28 protein-coding genes, 1 pseudogene and 1 riboswitch are annotated in these 26,398 nt (G+C 35.5%); of the genes and pseudogenes, 20 read left to right on the top strand and 9 right to left on the bottom strand.

The window, feature by feature from the left end:
* Positions 1-45: 45 nt before the first annotated feature.
* Positions 46-600 (top strand): hypothetical protein, encoded by a 555-nt coding sequence (locus MVE64_RS17330; protein ID WP_247339834.1) that lies wholly within the window; start codon positions 46-48, stop codon positions 598-600.
* 36 nt (positions 601-636) lie between these two features.
* Here the strand turns inward: MVE64_RS17330 and MVE64_RS17325 are convergent, their stop codons facing one another.
* The 3 genes from MVE64_RS17325 to MVE64_RS17315 all read right to left on the bottom strand — a co-directional run bounded on the left by MVE64_RS17325 (position 637) and on the right by MVE64_RS17315 (position 3,272).
* The gene (locus tag MVE64_RS17325) at positions 637-1,509 is read right to left on the bottom strand and encodes a Cof-type HAD-IIB family hydrolase (RefSeq protein ID WP_098795275.1); all 873 of its coding nucleotides are present in this window, start codon (positions 1,507-1,509) and stop codon (positions 637-639) included.
* 188 nt (positions 1,510-1,697) lie between these two features.
* Complete coding sequence (locus MVE64_RS17320; protein WP_247339832.1) at positions 1,698-2,045, bottom strand: YlbF/YmcA family competence regulator; 348 nt, start codon at positions 2,043-2,045, stop codon at positions 1,698-1,700.
* Between the two features lie 90 nt (positions 2,046-2,135).
* On the bottom strand, positions 2,136-3,272 hold the full coding sequence (locus tag MVE64_RS17315) for a DUF445 domain-containing protein (protein WP_247339831.1): 1,137 nt from the start codon (positions 3,270-3,272) through the stop codon (positions 2,136-2,138).
* Between the two features lie 119 nt (positions 3,273-3,391).
* Between MVE64_RS17315 and MVE64_RS17310 the strand changes: the two genes are divergently transcribed.
* From MVE64_RS17310 to MVE64_RS17270, 9 genes and pseudogenes are all read left to right on the top strand, one after another.
* Positions 3,392-4,747, top strand: a complete 1,356-nt coding sequence (locus MVE64_RS17310; protein WP_247339829.1) for a YheC/YheD family endospore coat-associated protein — start codon at positions 3,392-3,394, stop codon at positions 4,745-4,747.
* 47 nt (positions 4,748-4,794) lie between these two features.
* Positions 4,795-5,892, top strand: coding sequence for a YheC/YheD family endospore coat-associated protein (locus MVE64_RS17305; protein ID WP_247339816.1), 1,098 nt, complete (start codon positions 4,795-4,797; stop codon positions 5,890-5,892).
* Positions 5,885-7,258: a YheC/YheD family endospore coat-associated protein gene (locus tag MVE64_RS17300; protein WP_247339803.1), complete on the top strand. Its 1,374-nt coding sequence runs from the start codon at positions 5,885-5,887 to the stop codon at positions 7,256-7,258. Before MVE64_RS17305 ends, MVE64_RS17300 begins: the two co-directional genes overlap by 8 nt.
* Positions 7,245-7,538, top strand: a complete 294-nt coding sequence (locus tag MVE64_RS17295) for a hypothetical protein (RefSeq protein WP_247339801.1) — start codon at positions 7,245-7,247, stop codon at positions 7,536-7,538. Before MVE64_RS17300 ends, MVE64_RS17295 begins: the two co-directional genes overlap by 14 nt.
* A gap of 35 nt (positions 7,539-7,573) precedes the next feature.
* Positions 7,574-8,287 (top strand): annotated as a pseudogene (locus MVE64_RS17290) (YheC/YheD family protein); the annotation flags it as partial.
* 64 nt (positions 8,288-8,351) lie between these two features.
* The gene (locus MVE64_RS17285) at positions 8,352-8,561 is read left to right on the top strand and encodes a YheE family protein (RefSeq protein ID WP_121664604.1); all 210 of its coding nucleotides are present in this window, start codon (positions 8,352-8,354) and stop codon (positions 8,559-8,561) included.
* Positions 8,562-8,619: 58 nt separating this feature from the next.
* Positions 8,620-8,811 (top strand): hypothetical protein, encoded by a 192-nt coding sequence (locus tag MVE64_RS17280; RefSeq protein ID WP_247339798.1) that lies wholly within the window; start codon positions 8,620-8,622, stop codon positions 8,809-8,811.
* A 162-nt stretch (positions 8,812-8,973) separates the two neighbouring features.
* Positions 8,974-9,876: a PucR family transcriptional regulator gene (locus MVE64_RS17275; protein WP_247339797.1), complete on the top strand. Its 903-nt coding sequence runs from the start codon at positions 8,974-8,976 to the stop codon at positions 9,874-9,876.
* 128 nt (positions 9,877-10,004) lie between these two features.
* Positions 10,005-11,117, top strand: coding sequence for an ABC transporter ATP-binding protein (locus MVE64_RS17270; RefSeq protein WP_247339795.1), 1,113 nt, complete (start codon positions 10,005-10,007; stop codon positions 11,115-11,117).
* Between the two features lie 45 nt (positions 11,118-11,162).
* Here MVE64_RS17270 and MVE64_RS17265 read toward each other — a convergent pair whose 3' ends face one another.
* On the bottom strand, positions 11,163-11,405 hold the full coding sequence (locus tag MVE64_RS17265) for a hypothetical protein (protein WP_247347126.1): 243 nt from the start codon (positions 11,403-11,405) through the stop codon (positions 11,163-11,165).
* A gap of 396 nt (positions 11,406-11,801) precedes the next feature.
* Between MVE64_RS17265 and MVE64_RS17260 the strand changes: the two genes are divergently transcribed.
* From MVE64_RS17260 to MVE64_RS17255, 3 genes are all read left to right on the top strand, one after another.
* Positions 11,802-12,020, top strand: coding sequence for an alpha/beta-type small acid-soluble spore protein (locus tag MVE64_RS17260; RefSeq protein ID WP_121664600.1), 219 nt, complete (start codon positions 11,802-11,804; stop codon positions 12,018-12,020).
* A 161-nt stretch (positions 12,021-12,181) separates the two neighbouring features.
* Positions 12,182-12,304 carry a hypothetical protein gene (locus MVE64_RS27430; protein WP_255301523.1) on the top strand — a complete coding sequence of 41 codons (123 nt, stop codon included), beginning with the start codon at positions 12,182-12,184 and terminating at the stop codon, positions 12,302-12,304.
* Positions 12,305-12,414: 110 nt separating this feature from the next.
* A complete protein-coding gene (locus tag MVE64_RS17255) occupies positions 12,415-13,035 on the top strand; it encodes an NAD(P)-dependent oxidoreductase (RefSeq protein WP_247339794.1) in 621 nt (206 codons plus the stop codon).
* A gap of 1,589 nt (positions 13,036-14,624) precedes the next feature.
* On the opposite strand, the gene MVE64_RS17250 is transcribed toward MVE64_RS17255, so the two are convergent.
* On the bottom strand, positions 14,625-14,942 hold the full coding sequence (locus MVE64_RS17250; RefSeq protein WP_247339792.1) for a YbjQ family protein: 318 nt from the start codon (positions 14,940-14,942) through the stop codon (positions 14,625-14,627).
* Entirely contained in the window at positions 14,923-15,207 is a 285-nt protein-coding gene (locus MVE64_RS17245) for a hypothetical protein (protein WP_247339791.1), read from the bottom strand. The genes MVE64_RS17250 and MVE64_RS17245 overlap by 20 nt, the downstream gene beginning before the upstream one ends.
* A 137-nt stretch (positions 15,208-15,344) precedes the next feature.
* Here MVE64_RS17245 and MVE64_RS17240 point away from each other — a divergent pair, with 137 nt between their 5' ends.
* From MVE64_RS17240 to sda, 7 genes are all read left to right on the top strand, one after another.
* On the top strand, positions 15,345-15,662 hold the full coding sequence (locus tag MVE64_RS17240; RefSeq protein ID WP_247339789.1) for a hypothetical protein: 318 nt from the start codon (positions 15,345-15,347) through the stop codon (positions 15,660-15,662).
* Between the two features lie 159 nt (positions 15,663-15,821).
* On the top strand, positions 15,822-16,346 hold the full coding sequence (locus MVE64_RS17235) for a universal stress protein (protein WP_247339787.1): 525 nt from the start codon (positions 15,822-15,824) through the stop codon (positions 16,344-16,346).
* A 130-nt stretch (positions 16,347-16,476) separates the two neighbouring features.
* The gene (locus MVE64_RS17230; RefSeq protein ID WP_247339785.1) at positions 16,477-17,787 is read left to right on the top strand and encodes a globin-coupled sensor protein; all 1,311 of its coding nucleotides are present in this window, start codon (positions 16,477-16,479) and stop codon (positions 17,785-17,787) included.
* Between the two features lie 205 nt (positions 17,788-17,992).
* Positions 17,993-19,360 carry a Na+/H+ antiporter NhaC gene (gene nhaC / locus MVE64_RS17225; protein WP_247339784.1) on the top strand — a complete coding sequence of 456 codons (1,368 nt, stop codon included), beginning with the start codon at positions 17,993-17,995 and terminating at the stop codon, positions 19,358-19,360.
* Between the two features lie 177 nt (positions 19,361-19,537).
* Positions 19,538-19,717: riboswitch (cobalamin riboswitch) on the top strand.
* A 128-nt stretch (positions 19,718-19,845) separates the two neighbouring features.
* Positions 19,846-22,131, top strand: coding sequence for a ribonucleoside-diphosphate reductase subunit alpha (locus MVE64_RS17220; protein WP_247339782.1), 2,286 nt, complete (start codon positions 19,846-19,848; stop codon positions 22,129-22,131).
* A gap of 63 nt (positions 22,132-22,194) precedes the next feature.
* A complete protein-coding gene (locus MVE64_RS17215) occupies positions 22,195-23,241 on the top strand; it encodes a ribonucleotide-diphosphate reductase subunit beta (protein ID WP_247339781.1) in 1,047 nt (348 codons plus the stop codon).
* A gap of 182 nt (positions 23,242-23,423) precedes the next feature.
* Positions 23,424-23,588, top strand: coding sequence for a sporulation histidine kinase inhibitor Sda (gene sda, locus MVE64_RS17210; RefSeq protein WP_247339777.1), 165 nt, complete (start codon positions 23,424-23,426; stop codon positions 23,586-23,588).
* 105 nt (positions 23,589-23,693) lie between these two features.
* On the opposite strand, the gene MVE64_RS17205 is transcribed toward sda, so the two are convergent.
* From MVE64_RS17205 to MVE64_RS17195, 3 genes are all read right to left on the bottom strand, one after another.
* Positions 23,694-24,353, bottom strand: coding sequence for an HAD family hydrolase (locus MVE64_RS17205; protein WP_247339776.1), 660 nt, complete (start codon positions 24,351-24,353; stop codon positions 23,694-23,696).
* 101 nt (positions 24,354-24,454) lie between these two features.
* Positions 24,455-24,616 (bottom strand): transcriptional regulator SplA domain-containing protein, encoded by a 162-nt coding sequence (locus MVE64_RS17200; RefSeq protein WP_247339775.1) that lies wholly within the window; start codon positions 24,614-24,616, stop codon positions 24,455-24,457.
* Between the two features lie 87 nt (positions 24,617-24,703).
* Positions 24,704-26,332, bottom strand: a complete 1,629-nt coding sequence (locus tag MVE64_RS17195) for an MDR family MFS transporter (protein ID WP_247339771.1) — start codon at positions 26,330-26,332, stop codon at positions 24,704-24,706.
* Between the last annotated feature and the right edge of the window lie 66 nt (positions 26,333-26,398).

Genomic DNA, 26,398 nt, shown 5'->3' with positions numbered 1-26,398 from the left:
AAGGATAGAATATTTCGGGAAGATATAAAAGAGGGAAGTAATAATATGACAGCCAAAACATATGTTTATATATTGCTCACTGATACTGGGACGTTATTTACAAAATCTATCAAAAAATATACAAAGGCTCCATACAATCATGCCTCAATAGCCTTTGATCCAACATTAAAAGAAATGTACAGTTTTGGTAGGAAAAACCCCAGTAATCCAATTAACGGTGGATTTGTAAAAGAAGATGTTTATACAGGAACTTACAGTAAGTACCCTGATACAACCTGTGTCATTTATAAGCTTGAAGTGTCAAATCGTGATGTTGAAAAGATGAGACGTGTGTTAAACGTTTTTATTAAAAATAAAAAGAAGTTTCTATATAACCTATTTGGAGTTTTAGGCGTTTCCCTCAATGAACCAGTAGAATTTAGTAATTCCTATTTTTGCTCACAGTTTGTGGCTGAAATTCTTCAACGCTCAGGAATTAAATTATGGGATAAACTTCCAGCATTAATTACTCCTGACGATTTCCGAAAAAACGATGAGTTGCAGCTTGTTTATGAGGGGAAATTAATAGAATACCCTGCTATTAAAAGAAACCATTCTTAAATAACAAGAAGGGAGAGTCTGCTCTCTCCCTTCTTGTTATTTATCAATTTTAATTTTTCGTAAGAAATCCTGTCTTTGCTGCTTGCGAAAATGCTCTTTTACCATATAAGCAACACCTTGCTGATTATTAGAACGTGTTACCCAGTCAGCTGCATGCTTCACTTCAAACGGAGCATTCCACATTGCTACCCCCAAGCCTGCTGACTTAATCATTTCAATATCATCATCTGAATCACCAATAGCCACAGTTTCATGCAGTGGTATCTTCAAATGACTAGCAAGGGCACGTAAGCCATTTTCCTTTGAAACCCCTTTTCTAACAATCTCAAAACTTTTAGATTTGCTGTTGGTTTTTAGATTAACCTCATCAAAAGCCTCTTGAATTAATTTTTCTGCCTCTTCTTTTTCTTCATCATATTTGAAATGAACATCGATTTTCGTGGCAGAAACCGGCTCATCTCTAAGAGTGTCTCCTAAGGAATCCACAAATTGAACCGGATAAAACATGGAATCTGATGTATTAAGAATTGACTTACTAAGTAAATTTGAAGCAATTTTTTTTCGATTTCCAATTGAAAAGCGTTCATGTGTAAGACGGATATTGCAATTAAAATTTTCCAACACTTGAACAAGATTAAATGTTAAATCTTCAGATAGTCGCTTCTCATAAAAAGGCTCATCTAGATTTTCGGAAATAAATGCTCCACCATGTGTGACTAAAAATGAATCTAGTTTTAATGCTTTCGCTAGCTTTTTGGCAGATTGAAAATGCCTATTTGTTACAAGAGTCACGTAGACCTCTTTTTCTTTCACAAAATCAATTGCTTCCTTCGTCGACGCTTGAAGACGACCATTTGAACGAAGCAAAGTTCCATCGATATTCAATGCAAGTAATCGGTAAAAAGTCACAGCGAGTCCCCCTTCTACAGATGTCTAAAACCTATTATGAGGTTATGTCCCTCTTTCGAAAAATAGAACAAGAGTGGTGGTGTTGTGATGAAATGTTTGGGATTGGTGTGTGTTTCGATCATATACAAACATAAAAAAGCAGAATGGTTTTCCCATTCTGCTAAAGAACGAACATTTTTATGTATGTCTTATAAGCTTCCGTACATTTCCTCAAGTGGTTTCATAATAATTTTATTTAGTTCTGTAACAACCATGCTCAAGCGTTGTTCTGCCGCCATCAGTTGGGCAATTTTTTCATGTTGTTGAACAAGTTGAACAGATTTTTGCGCCTGTTCAATTTCTTCTTGCGAAATTTCTTGTCCAGACATTTGCTTTTGTTGAAGATTTAGTTGAATGTTACGGAAGTTTTCAAACATCTTGCTTGCTGATTCATCTGCGTTCACTTCATCGTAAAGATTTTTTAACGCTTTGAAATCATCACTTTCACGTAGAGCTTTTTCTAAATTGTATGCAACATCATATAAGTTTTCAGGCATATGATGAGCCTCCTTTCTAGTATTAACCTATGTAGGCTCCTTCTCCACTATAACAAACTATTTTCATCTCTGCATACAAAACCAGCTATTTTATTGTATGAGCATGACAATTATAGCTTGTAATCCCCCAATGATCCCTCCAAGTAGCGCTCCAAGATAGGTAATCATTTTAAATTCTTTCCTTGATATTGAGAGAATAATGTCCTCTAGTCTCTCTACTGCAAAAGATTCAACTTGTTCCCGCACAACATCTTCAAGCTTCAACTGTTGTAAAATATCATCTAAATGAGATATAAGGTATTTAGTTGAAACATCGACTACCATCGGAAGCCATTCTTTGATGATTTTTTCTTCATTTGGTTTTAAGTAAGTTGAGATTGGCTTGGATAGAAGTTCATCAACATTCAATGTATCAATAACAGCATCAAGAATGCGGGATCCTTTTTCAACAATACCCCATTTTTGATCAAGCTCATCAAAGGTCATGTCTTGAATAGAATTCCATTCGCGCCCAATTAACGTTGTAACTAAAACTTTCGTTTCGTCGTTTTTCAAAAACTTAATCACTTCTGGCTGTACTTTATCAACCAGGCTTTCGTTTCCTAAAAACATTCCAATCATATTACCAAGCATTCCTCTAGTTGCAAGAAAATCTTCAATCATTTTGCCAAGCTTTTGCTTACCTTCCTTGCTTTCAAAATATGAAATGCCTTTATCGACAATAAATTGAGCCACCTTTGGAACGGCAACATAAACATCATCTAAAACATTTTTAGAAAGTACCTCATTTAACGGCTTTTGGGAGTTTTCCTTTACCACTTTTTCGAATTTTCTATGAAGAAAATTTCTTAAGGTATCATTTACTACTTTCTCAGGTTGCTTAATATTTAATGAGATCATAAGTTGTGATGGAGTTTTTTCAGAAATTACAAGCTTTCTAATCTGTGCTTCTCCCCAAGTAATAACTTGATCTCTAAATTGTGATTGTAAAAATTTCCGTTTCATCCCTTCTGCTGTTAACAAGTGCTGAACAACCATTTTTCCTAACTGTTCAGCAAGCTCCTCTCTTCGTTTCGGAATCAGTCCCGGTGTAAAAGGAACCCTTTTCCCTAAAAAATAAAGAGGTTTATAAGGACGAAAAAGCATTTTAATTGCCAATGAGTTCGTAACTCCCCCAATAGCCGCACCGATTACAATCATTATCACTGCCATAATTACATCTTTCATTACCATCTACCTTCCACAACATCACCTTTTTTTTTCAAAAACATACGATGCTATATCAACATCTGCCTAAGAACATTATAGAGCTTGTCTGTTAGGCGAGCAAATAAGGGGTTTCTATGATGCAAAGTATGATTGAAATAAAACAGTTACCATCAACTTTTAGACCAAATATATGTGAAATGAGTGAAGGGCTCCGTGTTCATTTAGGTCTCCCTAAATTAGTTCATTCCCTGAAAATTAGTTGTGGAATGCATACTGTGTCCTGTCCAATCGTATTTATAGATGAGGAGAACTTTAGTTTGTCCGTTTCAAAGGAAACGTATGAATTGCTACATCTGCCAGACAAAACACTATCTCTTCAAGGAGAACTCAAGAACCGTAATCAACTAAAGCTAGGGCCGGTAATTGGCCTGATAACTGAGATAAAGAAAAAGGATCAAGGTGTCCATTTTGGCTCCATTCATGATTTTTGCAAAGAACTTGCCTTATTTTCTGAAAAAAATGGCTGCTTTTTCTATGTGTTTTCGTTTTCAACCTACAATAAGGAAAAAATGAGTGGCTACTATTTACAAGACAATCAGTGGGTAAAAGCTACATTGCCATACCCTGATGTTGTTCATAACCGTATTCATTCTAGAAAACTGGAAAAATCTAAAAATTTCTTAGATATCACAACTGACTTTATTGAAAATAAAATACCATATTTTAATGATCGTTTTCTAAATAAGTGGGAAATTCACCAAATTCTATCTGCAAGTGATCATCTTATTCCTTATTTACCTGAAAGCATGCTCTTAGAGTCTAAATCTAATTTGAAAGATATGCTAAACGAAAAAAAAGATCTTTTTATTAAACCTATTAACGGAAGCCAGGGGAAAAGAATTTTTAGAGTAATAGAACATGAAGACAGCTCCTACTCTCTTGATTTTACTACTTTTTCCGGTGAAATCAAAAAAGAATATGATAGCTTTGATCAATTATTCACCGCTCTTTACCCTCGCTTAAAAAAAGAAGGGTTTCTCCTTCAAGAAACGATCAAATTAAAACACTATCAAAACCGAACATTAGATTTTCGGTTTTTATGTCATAAAAAAGACCTGCACCATTGGAAAGTTTCTTCTGCTGTTGCCAGAGTGTCAGGAGATCAGCAATTTGTTGCTAATTTAGCAAGAGGCGGAGAAATCTTTAAAATAAAAAGCTTGCTTAATGAATTATTTGGAGAAAAAGAAGGACTTCATTTAAAGAAGCTTTTATCAGAGCTTTCTTTAGAAATTGTTGATGTTGTATGTATTCAAGCAGGTGGAGAATTCGGAGAGTTTGGCATCGATTTAGCACTGGACGATGATGGACACCCTTGGATCATCGAAGTGAATACAAAGCCTTCTAAAGCAGAAGATGATCCGAAAAAAGGCAAAGTTCGTCCATCTGCTAAATCAGTTATAAACTATTGTCAGTTTTTATATGATCAAAAATAAATCTACCTCTTTAAAAATGAAAGGAAACGAAAAGGAAGTGACTTAAATTGCACCAAATTACATTAGGTTTTTTAGCTGTACATTTACATCATGAAAATGGATATGCAACAGAAATTGCCAAACGAAGTGCTTCATTTAATATCGAGTGCGTTCGTTTTGAACCTACCTCCATTGATCCTTCTACTTTAACCATTAACGGTGAAAAATATGATTCAATAACTCAAACATGGAAGAGTGCTTCCTTTTCAATTCCTACTTTTATTTATGACCGCTGCTTTTATAACAATCAACAAGCATCCAAAAAAAGCAAGCCAATTGTTGAATGGTTAAAGCAAAACCCTTCAACTACATTTTTAGGGTTTGGATTGCCTGATAAATGGCAGATTTATTCAGCCTTAAAAGCTAGTGAGCTCATCAATTCCTACTTACCTGAAACCGAAAAACTAACAACATCAGCTCAAATTATAAAACACATCAGAACTAATTCTAGTTGCATTTTAAAACCTATATCTGGATCTAGAGGAAATGGAATTATTGCTGTTAGGCAAACTTCAAATGAAGTAAACATCACTTATCATAAGGGTCACGATAAAAAGAAACAATCATTTCATTCATTACAGCAATTTTCCGATTGGTGTGAAAGACTTCTAAAGCAGCAAAGCTATCTTCTTCAACCTATTCTTTCCCTTACAGATCAGGAAGGTTATCCGTTCGATATTCGCTTACTTCTCCAAAAGAATCGAAATGGAGAGTGGATTCTTGTAGAAAAAGGGGTACGGAAAGGGTATCAAGGATCGTTTTTATCAAACTTAAACAGTGGTGGTGCTCCGATCACATATGAAGAATGGTCAAAGTCTTTAACAATGAAACAAAAATTTTTACTTGAAGATGAGCTTTCTACGATCATTACCCATTTACCTAAGTTGCTTGATATGAAGTTTAATAGATTGTTTGAAATAGGAATTGATATAGGTTATGCACAGGATGGATCCACATGGATACTTGATATTAATTCAAAGCCGGGTCGAAAAACCTTTGTTGAAACAAAGCCACATTTAAAAGATATTCTCTATGAGTCTCCATTAGCATATTGTCATTATTTAATGAACCAAAGAAATAACAAAGGAGCTGAAGTCAATGAATAAAATCTATTCCATTCAAATAAAAGATACAGAGAAATTAACCATTTCTTTACCTATAACTGCACAACATTTCGGTAAGATTGGATTCGTTTCTTTCGGTACGATTACCCTACCATGTGATGTTTTGTATGATGAGACACTTATAGATAACATTGTGATACCAAAAGAATTATCAGAACAGCTGCTGCTTCCTGCCTTAGGAAAGACTCACCTTATCATTCATGACTATACATTACACCTAGGTCCTTTGGTTGGCATCTTTACTGCAGGCTTTACAGAGTCCTCATTACGCCCAATTGGTGAGCGTTCTCTTTTCTTTGCTAAGTTTTTATCCATTGATCAGTCACTCGGCATCTATTCCTTTGTGTTTGGTGCTCATCATATAAACTGGGAAGAAGGCACAATTGAAGGTTACACATATGGAAAAAACGGTTGGAAAAGAGGAACCTTTCCTTTTCCTAATGCTGTTTATGACCGACTACCAAATAGAAGAATTGAAAACCATCAAGCACTTAAACTTGTAAAAAAACGGTTAACAGAAGAATATACAATTCCATGGTATAATCCAGGCTTTTTTAATAAATGGTCCATTCATCAGCTTCTTATCCAAGATACTGAGGCTTCACATTACTTACCTGAAACCATTCACGACCCTTCTATAAGTAGGATGGAAGAAATGCTTTCATCGTATCAAAGCATTTATCTAAAGCCTGCAAATGGAAGCTTAGGATTAGGAGTGTTTCAGCTTATGTATTCACGTGAAGAGAATACATATTATTCACGTTACCGAGATGATAAAGATATTAACAGACTTAGAAGATATCCATCTCTTGAAAGCTTCTTAAAAGCTTCTTTTAAAGACAGACTTCTATCAAGTTATCTTGCACAGCAAGGAATTAAGCTTATTCGATTTGATGGTAAAGCAATTGATTTTCGAATTCATACAAATAAAGATGATTACGGGAGCTGGAAGGTTACCGCACTAGCTGCAAAGGTTGCTGGTCGTGGCAGTGTAACTACCCATTTAAATAATGGTGGAGTTGTTAAAACACTTGAAGAAATTTATGATGACCCTCAGGAGAGAATGAAAACATTTCATAACTTAACCGAGGCAGCTATTACACTAAGTAAAAAAATTGATCAGCATATTAAAGGCTTTATCGGAGAAATTGGTTTTGATTTTGGGGTAGATCAAGACGGTCGAGTTTGGATGTTTGAGGCCAATTCAAAGCCTGGAAGATCCATCTTTTCACATCCTGAGCTTAAAGACGCTGACCTTACAACAAGAAAAGCATCCCTTCAATATGGTGTTTACTTATCGAAAAAAGCAATATTTCATCCAGAGGAATTAGTTCATGAAGAAAGCTGATTATGTTCCTCTTGTAGGAATTCTAGCAAGCAAAGGTGGCAAAAACCATATTTTCCGTGGTAATGCTACAGTTTTTAAAAATATTCAAAGTGAACTTTCTAAATTCGGTGGGTTATCCTTTGTCTTTACAACAGATGATGTTGAAGAAAATGGTGTTACTGGCTATGTTTATTTTTTTGAAGGGAAGAAATGGGGAAAGATTTCTTTCCCTATTCCTGATATCATTTATAATAAAATCTCGTCTCGAAGTGAAGAAATTTCAGACGAGGTTGTAGCCTAAAAAAGTTATATGAACAGCAAAGAAAACCTTTTTTCAACTATGGTTTTTTCAACAAATGGGAAACGTACTTTGCTCTTTCTCAGGATAGAGAAATGCAATCTTATATACCAAAAACATGGCTACATACTGATATAGTACATATATCCGACCTTCTTAATTCTCATTACTCTCTTTATGCTAAACCCCAAGATGGCCATAAAGGATCTGGCATTTATCAGCTGTCACGAAAAGAAGATCATTACACGGTCCAATCAAATACAACCACCTTTACATACAATGAAGAAAACTTTAGGACATGGGTTAGCAGCCATTTACATAAAGAAAAATACCTTCTTCAAGAAGAAATTATGACGGATAAGATCGAAGACTGTAAATATGATTTACGCGTTATTTGTTTATATCGAGACAATGAATACAAACCTGTAGGAATCGGTGTACGGAAGGCTTCAAAAAACTCGATTATAACACATGTCCCAAATGGTGGCGAAATCATTCCATTTGAAAAGGTTAGGGAGCGATGCTCAATCAAACAAATCAACTGGCTCGCAAACAAAGTTGGGACACTTATAACAAAAGAATTTGGCTTTGTTGGTGAATTTTCGTTGGACATCGGTCTAACTCCAGAAGGCTGGCCTTATCTTTTTGAAGTGAATTCAAAACCAATGATTTTTGATGAGCAAGAGATTCAAAAGCAACGGATCACTGAGCTAGTACAATTATTTATTGAATTAGAAAAATACCATAAATAGGTAGAAGGAATTTTCCCATTTTCGCCGTATTATTTCTATAATGGTTAGGAAGGGAGCGATAAGCTTGATTACACATTTTCAATACAAACCATTGTTCAAACAAGCAAAGTTACCTGGCTGGCGTATTTCATTTTATTTTAGAGGTTCACATTATGATGGGATTTACCATAAAAATGGACAAATTGAATGGGGATCTGTGACACCTCTCAAAGAAGATGAAACAAAGTTACAAACACAAATCCATGAATTAATGCTATTTCACGTTTATGAGTAAGAATGAATGATCAGTTCCTCTTGGACACAAAATAGTGTACAAGGAGGCTGGTACTTGTATGAGAGATAAAGATGAAGCTGTTAAACAGGACATTAATTATGAAGGAAAAGATAAAGCCTATCTCGATATTGATCGAATGATCAATGAAGGCTTATCAGGTGGATCTGTTCATATGAGAGAGGATTCAACAAATATTGAAGAAGCAAGAAAACTTGTTGAAGAAGAGCCACCAAATACCATTGATGATTAAAAGCTGCTACTTGCAGCTTTTTTTATTTGCTCTAAAACAGTATGATATATTTCAAATCCTTTTACTTGTTTATAAAGGTGTAATCTTTTACCATTTATTTTATATAAGATTGATTTTACAGAAAAAAATCAACATAGATCAAGACCAAGAAGGAGCCCTTGTATGTTAGAAAATTTACAGAAGCACTATGGAGAGGCGCTAACAACAAACTATAATCGTCATGATACAAATTTCGAATGGTTTCAGACAGATCTTGGTAAACCTTTTGGAATTTTAAAATCCGAATTAAGTTCTGAAGAAATAAACTTATTATCCTCACTCTTTCAATCAATAAAAGTTATTGATGAAGATCAATATACAATCAATCAGCGGAAATGGTATGATTTTCTATTCAGTGATCATGAACATCGCGAATCCCCACTTTCTAGTGATCATACTACTTCTTTACGCTTTTATTATTTTTTCCTTAAGCAGCCAATTGATGATAAACAAAATTTCGAAGAAGCCGTTAAAGGAATTATGAACACAGATCTTGTTATCTGGTTAAGTCTTTCACATGGAATTATGATCGAGGAAAAGCCTAACCACATATTAGAGATTGATTCACTAAAGGACTTAAGTGATACACTTACAACTGATTTTTATGTAGAACCGTTTATTTACATAGGCCAATTGCAAAAAAACGATCATTCTCTAAAAGAAAAATTTTCACTTGAACACGCCTGCTTTCAAAGCATACATCGTTCCAGTAACAAAGAAAAAGTGCTTAGCTTTTATGATGTGTTACCTATCTTTATCTTGAGAGCCCCTTCTATGTTAAAAAAAGAAATATTATCAAATCATTTCTTAGAAATCATAGAAGATAAAGAGCTCCTCCACACAATTGAGGCGTTTTTCCATTCAAATTTAAATGCTTCTTCAACCGCTAAAAGGCTATTTATTCACCGTAACAGTCTGCAATATCGCTTGGAAAAACTACTTGAAAAAACCGGGTTGGACATTCGCATTTTTTCAAATGCAGCCTTTATTTTTCTTGCCATTATTTTAGCTCAGCATGAAAATTAAGATAACGTTTACAAGTTGCACAAAAGCCCCTTCCTATTTTCGTGCAACTTGTACGTTTACTTCTTAAACTGAAATCCCTTACAATGAAACCAAGTTAAAACGCTTTCAAATTAAGGGAGGAATTAGTAATGGCTGAATTACAATTAAACAATATTTATAAAATTTATGATAATAAAGTAACTGCTGTAGAAGATTTCAATCTTCACATTCAAGATAAAGAGTTTATCGTATTCGTTGGTCCATCTGGTTGTGGTAAATCTACTACACTTCGTATGGTTGCAGGATTAGAAGAGATTTCAAAAGGTGATTTCTTCATTGATGGAAAACGTATGAATGATGTTGCACCAAAAGATCGTGACATCGCAATGGTATTCCAAAACTACGCTTTATATCCACATATGAACGTATATGATAACATGGCATTCGGTTTAAAGCTTCGTAAGTTACCTAAAGATGAAATCGAGCGTCGTGTAACTGAAGCTGCGAAAATCCTAGGTCTTGAACAATACCTACAACGTAAACCAAAAGCGTTATCTGGTGGTCAGCGTCAGCGTGTTGCATTAGGTCGTGCGATCGTTCGTGATGCAAAGGTATTCTTAATGGATGAGCCGTTATCAAACCTTGATGCTAAGCTTCGTGTAGCAATGCGTGCTGAAATCACAAAATTACACCAACGCTTACAAACAACAACAATCTATGTAACACATGACCAAACTGAAGCGATGACAATGGCTACTCGTCTTGTTGTATTAAAAGATGGTATCATCCAACAAGTAGGTTCACCTAAAGAAGTTTATGACAAGCCTGAAAATGCATTTGTTGGCGGATTCATCGGATCACCTGCAATGAACTTCTTTAAAGGAACTCTTACTGATGGTAAATTCTCTTTCGGTACTACATCAGTAGCTGTACCAGAAGGTAAAATGAAATACCTTCGTGAGCAAGGCTATGTAAACAAAGAAATTCTAATGGGTGTACGTCCAGAAGAAATCCATGATGAGCCTGTATTCATCGAATCATCTCAAGGAACTAAAATCACAGCTAAAATTGAAGTAGCTGAGTTAATGGGTGCTGAAACAATGCTTTATTCTGAAATCGATGGTCAATCTTTCGTAGCACGTGTTGACTCTCGTACAGATGTGAAGCCAGGTCAATCACTTGACTTAGCATTAGACATGAACAAAGCTCACTTCTTTGATACAGAATCAGAAGTACGTATTCGTCCTGCTGGCGAAAAATAATATCTAAATAAAAAACGAGAGGGACCGCTGGCTCCCTCTCGTTTTCTATTCCTGAATAATATTTGTTTCTTGATGCTGACAACTATGACAATAAAAATAATGCAAACACAAATGATCTTCAAGAGATGTTAATTGCCCGTCATACATCTTCATCATATCAATATCCATATATGCGCTATAATCATCAAAATAATCCGTTACCTTCCCCTTATCTTCCATAACTGTTTTACAATTTGGACATTGTATGATCCTTTCCTCAAGTCCATTACATAAAGGACACAAATGCATCATTTCAAATTTCCTTTATCAATCTCATATGTCTAGAATCTCTCAACAAAGAAGCTTTTATGTAGGTTCTTTCAGTTAGATTTATAACTTTTTAAAATTCTTTTTTATATTTTTGCATACTTTCAATGAAAGCCGCTCATAATACTAAACAATCAACCAAGAAACTTTCAGTTCGAATCATTTAGCAAAAACATCTACTGAAAATTTCTCAAAAAAAAATGTATATAATCAAAAAAAAGATCCATAATACTTAGTAACAACAAACAAACACAAACAACACATCAACTTAAATTAATGGGTTACGCCGAGCAAGGCTATGAAGGACAAGCTTTCTTCATACGTTGGTGCAACTCCAACTAACCCAACCATAAAACTATTATGAGGAGATGAATAGAAATGTCACAAAGTTCAAACAACAGCAATTCGTCTAATCAACTAGTAGTACCAGGAGCAGCTCAAGCTATCGATCAAATGAAATATGAGATCGCTTCTGAATTCGGTGTTAACCTTGGTGGAGAAACTACTTCACGTGCTAACGGTTCTGTAGGTGGAGAAATCACTAAGCGTTTAGTATCAATGGCTCAGCAATCTATGAGCGGTTATACTCAACAATAACAATTTCATATAATTGGCTAAGAGGTCGGCACATTCGTGCCGGCCTCTTTCTTTTGTATGTATCAAACAAGTCATTAAAACCATATAGTATATAAACATCATCTTTCGTAGACTTTTCACACATTAAACTCTCCTGAAATATACAAAAAGGAGTTGAGACCATGTTTGATGCGATTGATTGGAAACAAGTTGGATTTGTTGGATACACTTTATTTCATGAATATATTGTTCATATACGATTTCCCCAAATTCACTATTGGGAACAAGCAAAAAAGAAGCTTTAATCGAGCTGACATTTAGTATGTCAGCTTTTTATTTTTTTTAATGTATACAGGATATTTTCCTAAATATAAAAAGTTCGGTATAGTATTAACAAATGGAAAGAGGTGAAAATATGAAGAAGATTACCTTATTTGGCGCAACTGGCCGTGTTGGAAAGGAAATATTAAATTTTCTTTTATCAGATGGTTATTCTGTAACAGCTCTTGTCCGATCTCCTGAAAAAATAATCACCTCCCCTAATTTAAGGATCATAAAAGGTGATGCAACTACCTTTAAAGATGTAGAGCTAGCTATAAGCGACAGTGACGCAGTTGTGAGCGCATTGAACACTGATGGTCAACAAACTCTTTCTCTTGCCACTCCAAATATGATTGAAGCAATGGTAGCTAACAACATTACACGAATCATCACAATTGGCACTGCAGGAATTTTGCAATCACGTCTACAACCGGAGCTTTTTCGTTTTCAATCAACTGAATCACGCCGTAGAACTACAAGAGCAGCAGAAGAGCATTTAGCTGCATTTAATATGTTAAAAAGCAGCCCTTTAAAATGGACAATCATTTGTCCAACTTACCTTCCTGATGGAGAATTAACAAAACAATATCGTTACTCCGCTGATTTTCTACCACTAGACGGAAAAGAAATATCTGTTGAAGATACTGCTCATTTTGCATATGATCAACTGTTTAAAGAGGAGTTTGTTTATAAACGGGTAGGTATTTGTTATTAGTGATTAAAATTAGCTTTTCCAGAAAATTTGTTGTAATTTAATAAGGTTTTTAGACTAAGCAATTTAGGTTATTAGTGAGAATTTGTGATGCTGTACATGGAGGAAACTAGCTTCTTTGTTTTATTGAGGCACGATTTGCTATCCTTGTACAGATTTTCTCGTTATCGGGACACATTCGTCATGCACACACTTTGCCTTGTCCCGATTCTCTCACTATCGGGACACATTCGTCATGCACACAAGTTGCTCTGTCCCGATTCTCTCGCTATCGGGACACATTCGTCATGCACACAACTTCCATTGTCCCGATTCTCTCGCTATCGGGACACAATCGACATGCACACAACTTCCTCTGTCCCGATTCTCTCACTATCGAGACACAATCGACATGTACACAACTTCCTCTGTCCCGATTCTCCCACTATCGAGACACATTCGCCATGCACACAACTTCCTCTGTCCCGATTCTCCCACTATCGAGACACATTCGCCATGCGCACACCTTACTCTGTCCCGATTCTCCCACTATCGAGACACAATCGACATGCACACACCTTCCATTGTCCCGATTCTCCCACTATCGAGACACATTCGACATGCACACAACTTCCTCTGTCCCGATTCTCTCGCTATCGGGACACATTCGCCATGCACACAAGTTGCTCTGTCCCGATTCTCCCACTATTGGGACACATTCGCCATGCACAGAATTTCCTTTGTCCCGATTCTCCCGCTATCGGGACACAATCACCAACCCACACCCTTACTCTGTCCCGATTCCCCCACTATCGAGACACAATCACCAACCCACACCCTTGCTCTGTCTCGATTCCCCCACTATCGAGACACATTCATCATGCACACAACTTCCTCTGTCCCGATTCTCCCACTATCGAGACACATTCGCCATGCACACAACTTCCATTGTCCCGATTCTCTCGCTATCGGGACACAATCACCACCCCACACCCTTGCTCTGTCTCGATTCCCCCACTATCGAGACACATTCGCCATGCACACACCTTCCTCTGTCCCGATTCTCCCACTATCGAGACACATTCGCCATGCGCACACCTTCCTCTGTCCCGATTCTCCCACTATCGAGACACATTCGCCATGCACACAACTTCCATTGTCCCGATTCTCTCGCTATCGGGACACAATCACCACCCCACACCCTTGCTCTGTCTCGATTCCCCCACTATCGAGACACATTCGCCATGCGCACAACTTCCTCTGTCCCGATTCTCCCACTATCGAGACACATTCGCCATGCACACAACTTCCATTGTCCCGATTCTCTCGCTATCGGGACACAATCACCACCCCACACCCTTGCTCTGTCTCGATTCCCCCACTATCGAGACACATTCGCCATGCACACAACTTCCTCTGTCCCGATTCTCCCACTATCGAGACACATTCGCCATGCATACACCCTCCTTTGTCCCGATCCCCCCACTATCGAGACACAATTATGCTCTACTCAACTTTTCACCAGGTAGTTAACATAAATACGCTATAATCCTAAACAAATACAATAAACCCCAGTCACTATGCAACTGGGGTTATTATCCATGATCATCACTCTACTCTTCTATTGTTACAGCTGTACCATATGCAATTATTTCTGAAGCATTTTGCATCACAGCAGAAGATTCTAACCTCATACAAACAATCGCGTTAGCGCCTTTTGCTTTTGCATCATCAACCATACGACCGATTGCTTTTTGTCGGGCTTCTTCCATCATTTCTGTGTACTCCTTAAGTTCTCCACCGACAATGGTTTTTAGTCCCGCCATTAAATCTTTTCCAATGTGCTTAGATTGAACAGTACTTCCCCTCACAAAGCCCTTATATTCCTTTGTTTCCTTACCTGGTACAGTTTCAGTAGTCACCATAATCATTTTTGTCATCCTCCTTTTTTTCATCTAGTCTTATTTTTATAAACGCAACGACTAAAACAATCAATGAAATAAAATAAGCTAAAAATAGTCCAACTGCGATCGTTATGTTTATAAATAAAAAGATAATACCCGCGATCTGTGTGAAGACTGCAGAAAGCATGCTTATGTATTTTACTTTTTCCATCCCCAACTTCCTTTCTCTTCCACTACCTATAATATACCGTTTTTCCCAATAAAGATGAATGATTTCCATGGCTTTTTTCATTGTTTTTTTACCATCCAGCAACAGCAGATTCCAATAAGGACTATAGTAGGATTTTTATGTTGTTAGGTTTCTAAATTTAATTATGGAGGTATGTATCCGTAAAATAACCAACACATTCTTTCTATGGAGGAATTCATATGAATAAATTAATTACTTTTAGATTAAAAGTCGAAGAACAAATTCGTATTGATCAGGTTATGAAGATCACTCAACTGGCGAAATCATATGAAGGAAAAATCTACTTAGTTACTAAAAACAAACATGTAATCAATACAGCAAATCTTCCAGCTTTACTCACTTATTTATTAATGATTAAAAATGGACAAGAAATAAATATAGCGATTGATGGACCTTATCCTCACTTAAAAGGAAATGACTTTAAAGAAATATGTTCTACAAATACTGCACAGAAAAGTCAGCGTATCATTCAACCAGCGATGAAAGTGAAACTTTAATTTTACGGAATGGAGGATGTCACTATGATTAGAACATTGTTTATGATTGTTGGAGCCATTGTCGTTATTGGCTTTTTACTTAATTTAATTTTTTAACAGATAAAGCTTGATTAGATATATAGAAATAGGGTAAAGAACAAATAAGAAAGGATGATTGAGTTGAATTCATTAAAACATGTAGTTGTTGCTTTTGATGGAACAGATGATAGTAAAGAAGCACTAGAATTAGGAATTCGTATGAGTAAGAAAATGGACTCCAACCTTTCTGTTATTTATATTCATAAAGAGAACTTGTTTACAGAAGGTGTTGATCAAGCTAGCACTCCATTGTTATCACCTGTACACTCGTACCCTGTTGGCGGAGTAGGGAATATTCCTGTTGTCCCAATTCCTCAGGAACACAGTAGTGATAGAGAAACGGTCTTAAATGAAAAAAATAGTAAGCAAATAATGGCATTAGAAAATGAAGCAAAGCAAATTTTAGATCGTCATCATGTACAAGCAGACGTTGCCGTTTCATATGGTGAACCTTCTGAAGGAATTGTTACTTATGCAAAAGAAAACAATGGAGATTTAATTGTCGTTGGTAGTCGAGACATGAGCGGCCTAAAAAAATTAATCTTTGGAAGCGTTAGTGAAAAAGTATCACAACGTGCTTCCATCCCAGTATTAATAGCTAAATAATCATACACATTAGTGGAAGAGATACTCTTCCACTATTTTAATTTTTAAATTTCTGTCAAATCACTTCATATTTACCTTAATCATGCCGATATACCTAATAAGTATATATTTTGAAATGGGGAATGGTTTGATGGGAATTTTGTTTAAAAAAGAGAAAAAAACAACAACATCGGCACTAAGTGACAGCCTTAAGAATCAACACTTAGCGACAGTTGCTTTAAATATAACAGAAGCTGAATTAAAAAAGCAGATTGGCATGATTGGCCTAACAAAAGATGATTTGTCAACAGCTTTATCAATACAACCATATATTGAAAATAATATTGAGAAAATCGTACGCGCATTCTACTCTTCATTTGAAGCAGATAGTGGTCTTATGGGTATTATTAATGAACATAGCTCAGTAGATCGCTTACAGCAAACTTTAAAAACACATATTTTGAAAATGTTTAACGGTAATCTTGATGATGAAGATGTAAAACGAATGAGAAGAATTGCTCATATTCACGTTAAGATCGGTCTTGAAGCAAAATGGTATATGGCTGCTTTTCAGCAACTACTTAATTCAATCATTGATACAGTGGAGCCTCATTTTAATTCAAAGCAAGAAATCATTACCGTTGTTCAAAGTATTAGTAAACTCTTTAATTTAGAGCAGCAAATTGTTTTAGAAGCATATGATAACGAATATGCCAAAGTGCGGGATGAAGCAGAAGCTGCCAAGGAGCAAATACGTGCTGAAGTAAATCAACTTGCAACCCAGCTTGCTGAGGCAAGTGAAAATACAAATGCATTTATTCAGGAAATTCTTGCTCAATCACAAGAAATTGCTTCTTATTCAGCAGACCGCTATGAAGCAGCTTCAACTGCAGAAGGACAAGCACACAACGGAAAAAATGACCTAGAAAAACAAAATGACCTTATGTCTTCTATCGAGAAAAGTACAGTTGAAATTCTACAACAAATGAAATCGCTAGAACAAACGTCTGAAAAAATTAATCAAGTCGTTTCAATTGTAACCGCTATTGCAGAACAAACGAATTTACTGGCTCTAAATGCTGCTATTGAATCAGCACGTGCCGGTGAATATGGCAAAGGTTTCGCCGTTGTTGCGAGTGAAGTTCGTAAGCTTGCTGAAGAAACAAAAAATTCAGTTCAAGGTGTATCAAGCTTAATCACAAATATTCATAACCAAATTGATAGTATTTCCGGTTCTATTAATCATGTTGCCGAGCTAACAACTAAAGGAACTGACCAAATGAATGACATGAACTCATTCTTTGATAACATTCTTGAAATCATGAATAAAAACAAACAACAAAGCGAACAATCTAAAACAGATTTAATGAATTTCACAAATGTTATTAACGATGTTTCTAACAACATTAATTCAATTGCTGAAACTTCCGAAAATCTAAAAGTAATGGCTAGAACAATATAAAGTTTTGTTTAAGACCAATGGAATTTCATTGGTCTTTTTTATGCACTTCAATTTTCAAAAAAAGAATAGTATATCAATAAAATAAAACACATAATATCTTTATATATTAATCATTCTCTATTTTCGATTGACAGAAAAAACTAGATTGGTATAATACTTTTGTACGAAAAAGCACAAAAGCGTTCAAGCTATAAAGGAGCATACCATGAATGATCAAATAAAAACCTTTACTTTTCAACAATCGTTACTAATCTTGTTACTAGTATTAGCAACGATATTTGCCAGTTTATTTGTATTAAAAACAGAACCACATATTGCCTTACTTATTTGTTTAGTTCTAATCTCAATCATTGGCTTACTTAATAAATTCAAATGGAAAGAATTAGAGACAGGTATTGTCCAAGGAATTCAAAATGGAATTCAACCTATTATTATATTGGCACTTATAGGTGTATTAATTGGTGCTTGGATGAGTAGCGGGACAATTCCAACAGTTATGGTTTATGCTTTAACTGTCATTAATCCAGAATACTTATTAATGACCTCCCTTTTTTCATGTATGGTCATTTCAAGTTTAGTAGGAAGCTCTTTTACAACAGTTAGCACAATTGGTGTTGCTTTAATGGGAGCAGGTATGGCAGCAGGCTTACCAATTGAATGGGTTGCTGGGGCAATTATTTCTGGAGCATGCTTTGGTGATAAAATGTCTCCAATGTCCGATACAACAAACTTCGCTTCTGGTGTTTCATCTGTAGATTTGTTTACTCATATTAGACATATGACATTCACTACTTTACCAAGCATTTTAATTGCTGCCGTGATCTTTTTTATTTTAGGTCGAATCACACCTATTGACTTTACGTCAGTAGATGACATGAAAAACATGATTTCTATTATAGAATCTCAAGTTAACATTAGCATCATCACATTGTTTTCACCTCTTATAGTCATTATTCTGGCTATAAAAAGAGTCGCGGTTATCCCATCTTTAGTGATTGGAATTATAACAGCAGGAATAACAGCCATCGTTTTTCAAGGATTAATGCTGAATGAATTTCTTGCAGTTTTACAAAATGGAACTTCTTATTCTATAGAAAATGAACAGGTTAGTAATATGTTAAACCGGGGCGGCCTACAATCAATGATGTGGTCCATCTCACTTATCTTAATTGCCTTTGCCTTCGGTGGGTTACTTCATACATTAAGCATTATCCCTACACTATTAAATGGATTAATTGAACGTATACAGTCAAAGGGACAGCTTATTTTATCAACTGCCGCTTCATCGTTTGGCGTAAACCTATTAACAGGTGAACAATACTTATCAATTCTTATCCCAGGTCAATCGTTTAAAGGTCTTTACGATAAAATCAAGCTAGATCGCAAATATTTATCACGAACACTTGAAGATGCCGGAACATTACTTAATCCCTTAATTCCATGGGGAGTTAGCGGGGCTTTCTTCGCTCAAACACTTGGTGTACCCGTTTTAGCGTTTTTACCATTTGCGTTCTTTTTATACCTATCACCTATTTTTACAGTTTTATATGGATTTTTAAGTAAACGTGTATAAAGAAAGGGGCTGTCATTTATTTTGACAGCCTCTTTTCTTTACAAGTTTCTATCAATCTAGATAATTTTCGACAAACGAAAACAATTGGTTGATTATTTTGTATATGTGCTATATCATGGAAATATATCTAATTATAACTATATATTGATTTATTAACCAAAACACAAAACTATATATTGTATTTTACGAGATTCAGGTGCCAATTAAGGCTGAAAAGGGAATCTGGTGCAATTCCAGAACTGTCCCCGCAACTGTAAATGTGACGAATTGAGAAATCCACTGTACATATTAGGTATGGGAAGGACTCATAGTAGGACGAGCATAAGTCAGGAGACCTACCTACATCTTGTGGAAGTTTCAATTTCTTCGGGGACTGAGAAGGTGAGACGATAGCTGATCATTCAAGCTCTTTTTGCCTTGAACACTCCTCTGTCGTTTTATCTCTCTCTCCTTGAGTTACTAATTCAACAGATGGAGGAATATTTATGAGCATCGCAACATCCCCTATTATTTATAACAACAAAAACGATCAGGAAGCATTTGACATATCTAAATTAACTTCATACATTGAAAGCATTCATCAAAACTTCCCTTCTCTACATATAGATGACTACTTAACACGAATCCAAAACACGATCGTACAAAGAGAGTCTTATACTACAGATCAACTTACTAATTTACTCATTCTAGAAGGATTATCAAATATAAATGAACAAGAGCCGGAATGGACATATTTTTGTGCGCAAATCTACTTATCAAAATTGTATAAAGAAGCTGCAGAAAACAGAGGGTATGACAAAAAGCAAAAATATGGAGATTTTTATGATTTAGTGAACACTCTCGTCTCAAAGGGACTTTACAGCTCTAGGCTTCTTGAACAATATTCTCAAAGTGAACTTTCACAAATTGGTTCCTTTATTAAGCCGGAAAATGACAACCTCTTTACATATATTGGACTAAGAACATTAGCAGATCGTTATTTAACACGTGATTTTAGTAAACAAACATATGAACTGCCTCAAGAGCGTTTTGTCATGATCGCCATGACATTAATGGCAAATGAAAACAAAGATCATCGTCTTGAGCTTGTAAGACAAGCGTATTGGGCAATGAGCAACCTTTACATGACCGTTGCAACACCCACTTTATCAAATGCAGGAAAACCTGTTGGTCAATTATCGAGTTGTTTTATTGATACAATCGATGATAGTTTACAAGGAATTTTTGATAGCAACACTGATATTGCCAATCTTTCAAAATCTGGTGGAGGTGTTGGTGCATATCTTGGGAAAATTCGAAGTCGTGGTAGTGATATCCGTGGATTCAAAGGCGTGTCATCTGGTGTTATTCCATGGATGAAGCAGCTTAACAACACTGCTGTTAGCGTTGACCAATTAGGTCAACGTAAAGGGGCCATCGCTGTTTACTTAGATGTGTGGCATAAAGATATCTTTTCATTTCTTGATTCGAAGCTGAACAATGGTGATGAAAGAATGCGGACACATGACTTATTTACTGGTGTGTGTATTCCTGATGTATTTATGGAGCAGGTTGAAGCACGTGGTGATTGGTACTTATTTGATCCACATGAAGTTCGTAAAGTAATGGGCTTTAGCATCGAAGATTATTTTGATGAACAAAAAGGTCAAGGAAGCTTCAGAGAACACTATTGGGAATGTGTTCAAAATGAACAGTTATCTAAGGAAAAGGTCCCTGCGATTGATATTATGAAGCGAATTATGATCAGTCAGTTAGAAGCTGGTACGCCATATATGTTCTATCGAGATGAGGTAAACCGCAAGAATGCCAACTCACACCAGGGAATGATTTATTGCAGCAATTTGTGCACAGAAATCACACAAAATCAAAGTCCTACAACAGTTGAAGAGCAATTCACTGAGGATGGAAAAATCATTACAGTAAAAACACCAGGTGATTTTGTTGTATGTAACCTCTCCTCTATTAACCTTGCAAAAGCTGTAACAGATGATGTTTTAGAAACACTTATTCCAATCCAAGTAAGAATGCTGGACAATGTTATTGATCTTAATACCATTCCTGTTCTTCAAGCTAGATTAACAAATGAAAAATATAGAGCAATCGGTTTAGGAACATTCGGATGGCATCATCTTCTTGCTCTTAAGCAATTAAAATGGGAAAACGAGGAAGCTGTTTCCTACGCGGACAAGCTATATGAAAGAATTTCTTATCTAACGATTCAAGCTAGCATGGAGCTTTCAAAAGAAAAAGGTGCTTATCCTGTATTTAAAGGCTCTGACTGGGAAACTGGCTCCTATTTCGATAAAAGAGGCTATTCCACAAGTGATAGTGATTTAGATTGGGATACTCTCAAGAAAGATATTCAAAGTTATGGTATACGTAACAGCTATTTAATGGCAGTTGCGCCTAATGCATCAACTTCAATTATTGCAGGCAGCACAGCGAGTATTGACCCAATATTCCAAAAGGTTTACTCAGAAGAAAAGAAAGATTATAAGATTCCGGTTACTGTTCCAGACTTGAATTCTGAAACAACTTGGTATTATAAATCAGCCTATTTTATCGATCAAAAATGGAGCATCAAACAAAATGCTGCTAGACAGCATCATATTGATCAATCCATTTCCTTTAACATATATGTACAAAACACGATAAAAGCTAAGGATTTACTTGATTTACACATAACAGCATGGAGAGAAGGATTAAAAACTACGTATTACTTACGTTCAACTTCCAGCACAATTGAAGAATGTGACTCATGCGCTAGTTAACAAGAGGAGCGTCTTATGTTTTGAGACGCTCTATAAACTTTTTTCAAATAAAGGAGTAATAGTATGCAAAACACCACATTATCAAAACGCAAAATTATGGATGCAAATGCTCCCAATCGCTCAACAGCTATTATTAACGGAGAAAGCTCAAATGTTTTAAACTGGGATGATGTTGCGTTTCCTTGGGCATATCCTCGTTATAAAAAAATGCTTGCAAATTTCTGGACGCCATTTGAGATCAATATGGCTCAAGATATTAAACAATATCCAAACTTAACAAATGATGAGCAGGATGCATTTTTAAAAATTATTGGTCTTCTTGCCCTTTTAGATAGTATTCAAACGGATTATGCGGGGAAAGTATCTGATTATATTACTGATTCTAGTATTAATGCTTTAATGATCATGCTGGCACAACAGGAAGTTATTCATAATCATTCGTATTCTTATGTATTATCTAGCTTAGTATCTAAACAAAAACAAGATGAAGTTTTTGAATATTGGCGAAATGAACCTATATTAAGAAAGCGTAATGAGTTTGTCACAAACGGATATCAATCATTTGCTGAACAGCCAACAGTTGAGCACCTTTTAAAATCAATTGTTTATGACGTGATATTAGAAGGTCTATTCTTCTACTCAGGATTTGCCTTCTTTTATAATTTAGCAAGAAATCAAAAAATGGTAGCAACTAGCACGATGATTAACTACATAAACCGTGATGAGCAAATTCATGTTGATTTATTTGTTCAAATTTTTAAAGAAGTATTAAAACAATACCCTGAGTATGATACCGAAGAGCTTGCGTCGTTTGTCAAAGAAACATTCATTACTGCTACTGAGCTAGAAATTGAATGGGGACGTTTTATTATAGGCAACAAAATGGATGGAATTAATATTCAAGATGTTGAGGACTATATTAAATTTTATGCAAATGTCCGTTGCAATCAGTTGGGATATGATCGCCCATTTGAGGGATATCGCTCAAACCCTTTAAAGTGGATCAAAGCATATGAAGAAGTAGATCTTGGAAAATCAGATTTCTTCGAACAAAAATCAAGACAATATACGAAGGTAAATCATGTTGATAACGGCTTTGATGACCTGTAATGACCAAGGTATAAAATTTAAACAAACGTTTATTTAACTGTTTTCTACCTCATTACAGCTTTACTTATCACATATCTTATAAAAACCTTAAACAAAATTTCTACATCTTTTTACATAAAGTCGTTTAACTATGTACTCTATGTGGTAAATAAATAGAGAGCGATAAAGTAAAGGATGATATTATGAGGTTTACAAAACTATCAGATAAAACTTTATTAAATAGTTTTCAGGAAGCTAGTGAATTACATTTAAGTCCAGATTTTATTAAGTTGCTAGAAAAAGAGATTACCGAAAGAGGACTTAACAAGCCAAATATCCTAAAAAAACAATTAAAAAAAATTAATTAATATTCATAGGCTGCCCCATTCAATGGGACAGCCTGTTTTGTCGGTATTTTTTTATGAAGGGACTTGAAGAAGGTGTGCAACAAACTTTATACCTCTTTACCTACTCTACCTTTCTCTCTCAATGATATCAATGATCTCAAATAAATCCGTAACACAATAATCAGCAGCAGGAGCATGGCTAAAATGAGTATTTTGCTTCCAGATGGTTTTCATCCCCGCTTTTTTTGCAGCTTCAATATCATTTACTGGATGATCCCCTACAAAGATACTTTCCTTTGGAGATACTCCCAACTTAGATAACCCTCTCATAAAAATCTCGCGATCTGGCTTTTTTATTCCCTCGTATTCAGAGATCAGTATAGTATCAAAATAATGATCAATTTTTAACGCTTTGATATTGTCCATCTGAAATTGACCAAATCCATTTGAAATTATCCCAAGTTTAATATTTTGTTGCTTTATTGTGACTAACATCTTTTTTAGATTATCAAATGGGGTACAATGTCTTGGGAAAAACGCAAGGTAATCCTGAAGTAATTGAGAGGCTGTTAGATCCTTTATTTTTAACTCTTCAATTAATTGAGCATACACTTTATCTTTCCATACATATCCATGTTGATCTAGTTCTATAAAACGATTAATGTATTGGTCGATTGGTATATGCTTTACATTTAGGCGTATGTACTGATCCTCAATAAACTTTTGAAGCGATAAATCACGGTTTAACATTGTACCATCTAAGTCAAACAATACAGCTCTAATCATACGATCCTCTCCCAAATTGAATTCTCTCTATAATGTAAAATTATACCACTTTCACTAAAATAAAGGCTCAAATGATTATCATTTGAGCCTTTGGTTTTTTATTATTCATTCACAGAATCATCAGCTGCTAAATCACTACCCGACAACAGATGAAATGATTGATCTAGAACTAAAGCCGTATGATTTTTTTCCTTAGGATGCTGAACAACTTGAGCTTGAGCAAATACTTCATTATCATAAAATTCTTGTTCTTTTTGATCCATTCGTATTCACCTCCATTCTTTCAATCACTACCATTCTTCCACTAATACTTTTCTTTATGTAATTAAAAAAGAGAGGATATCCTCTCTTTATACAGGTTGCTTTGTAAATGATTGTTTTGCTTGAACTTCTTTCTGCTGCTCTGTATTCTGTGCACTTGAGCTTCTTAAAGGAATTTCTTTTAAGAAGAAAGTAAGAACTACAGCAGCAATCATGACTATTGTTGCCGTCATGAACACACCGGACAGAGCAAAGCTTAATGAGTCTTGAAGCATAGTAACGAACTTCTCAAATAAACTAACCATTTCAGCCGGCATACTTTGCTGAATTTGTGATAGCTTTTCATGATCTAATAGTAGCTGTGGATTTTGCAATGCTTGTAAGTTTTCCTGCATTTCCGGAGGAACAGAAGCAGCTTGCTGTTGAACCCCTTTTAACGATTCAGCCATATTATCGCTCATACGTTGATTTAAAACTGTTCCCATTAAAGCAACCCCAACAGTACCACCAATTGAACGGAATAATTGTGATGTTGCTGTTGCAACTCCTAAAAATTTCTGCTCTACAGCATTTTGAACAGTTAAAGTAAACACTGTCATTCCTACACCAATGCCTATTCCTACTAAAACAAGATAAGAAATTAACGTCCATTGTGATGTTTCAGCGTCCATTGTTGTGAACAAGAAAATCCCTACAGTTGTTACAATTAGGCCAATAATTGCTTGAAGTTTGTATTTCCCTGTCTTAGAAATGATTTGTCCTCCAACACTACTTGCAAACACTAAACCTAACGTCATGGTCATTGTTATAAAGCTTGAGTGAGTTGCAGTAAATCCTAATACCCCCTGCACAAAGTATGGGATATACATAACTCCTCCAAACATCGCAACACCAATTGCAAATCCAATCACATTTGAAATCGTAAAAATACTGTTTTTAAACAAATATAGAGGTAAAATTGGACTTTTTGCTTTTTTCTCCACTAAAACAAAGATAACGAAAGACACAATTGCTCCTGCAAATAAACCAATAATTTGTGAGGAATTCCAATCATATTTTGTTCCTGCCCATGAGAAAGCCAATAAAGCGGGAACAATTGTCCCAGTTAGAAAAATCGAACCAAGATAATCAACGGATTCCCCTTCCTTTTTCTCCATTTTAGGAAACAACCTCCAGATAAGAATAGCCGCTAGAATCCCTAATGGTAGGAACACCCAGAAAACCCATTTCCACTCAAGATTATCAACAATGTAGCCACCTAAAGTCGGACCGAATACACTTGAAATTCCAAATACAGCACCCATTGCCCCCTGCCAGCGACCTCTTTCACGGGGTGCAAACAAGTCTCCTACAGCTGTAAAGGCTGTTGACATAATCATACCTGCACCAAATCCTTGGATTCCTCGATAAATAATCAACTGAATGATATCCTTAGATAATCCTGATAAGAATGCACCAATCATAAAAATAAAAATACCTGTTAGAATAAACGGCTTACGTCCATATATGTCGGATAATTTCCCAACTAAAATCGTCGTAATCGCTGAAGTTAGCATATAAATGGTAAACACCCAACTATAGTAATCCAATCCACCTAAATCAGCAATAATCTTCGGCAACGCATTTCCCACTATCGTTTGGTTAACTGCAGCAAAGAACATTGCACCAATAATGGCGATCATAATTGTAACTTTTTCCTTATGACTTAAGTGCTCCATATTTACACCTCAATTTATTATAATTAATTAATATTTAACTAGATTAAGTATTTAAGAAAATAAAAA

This window comes from Metabacillus endolithicus, from assembly GCF_023078335.1.
In the GTDB taxonomy this organism is placed as follows: domain Bacteria; phylum Bacillota; class Bacilli; order Bacillales; family Bacillaceae; genus Metabacillus; species Metabacillus endolithicus.
The sequence above is the reverse complement of the archived record's forward strand: the minus strand, read 5'-3'. Positions and strand labels throughout refer to the sequence as shown.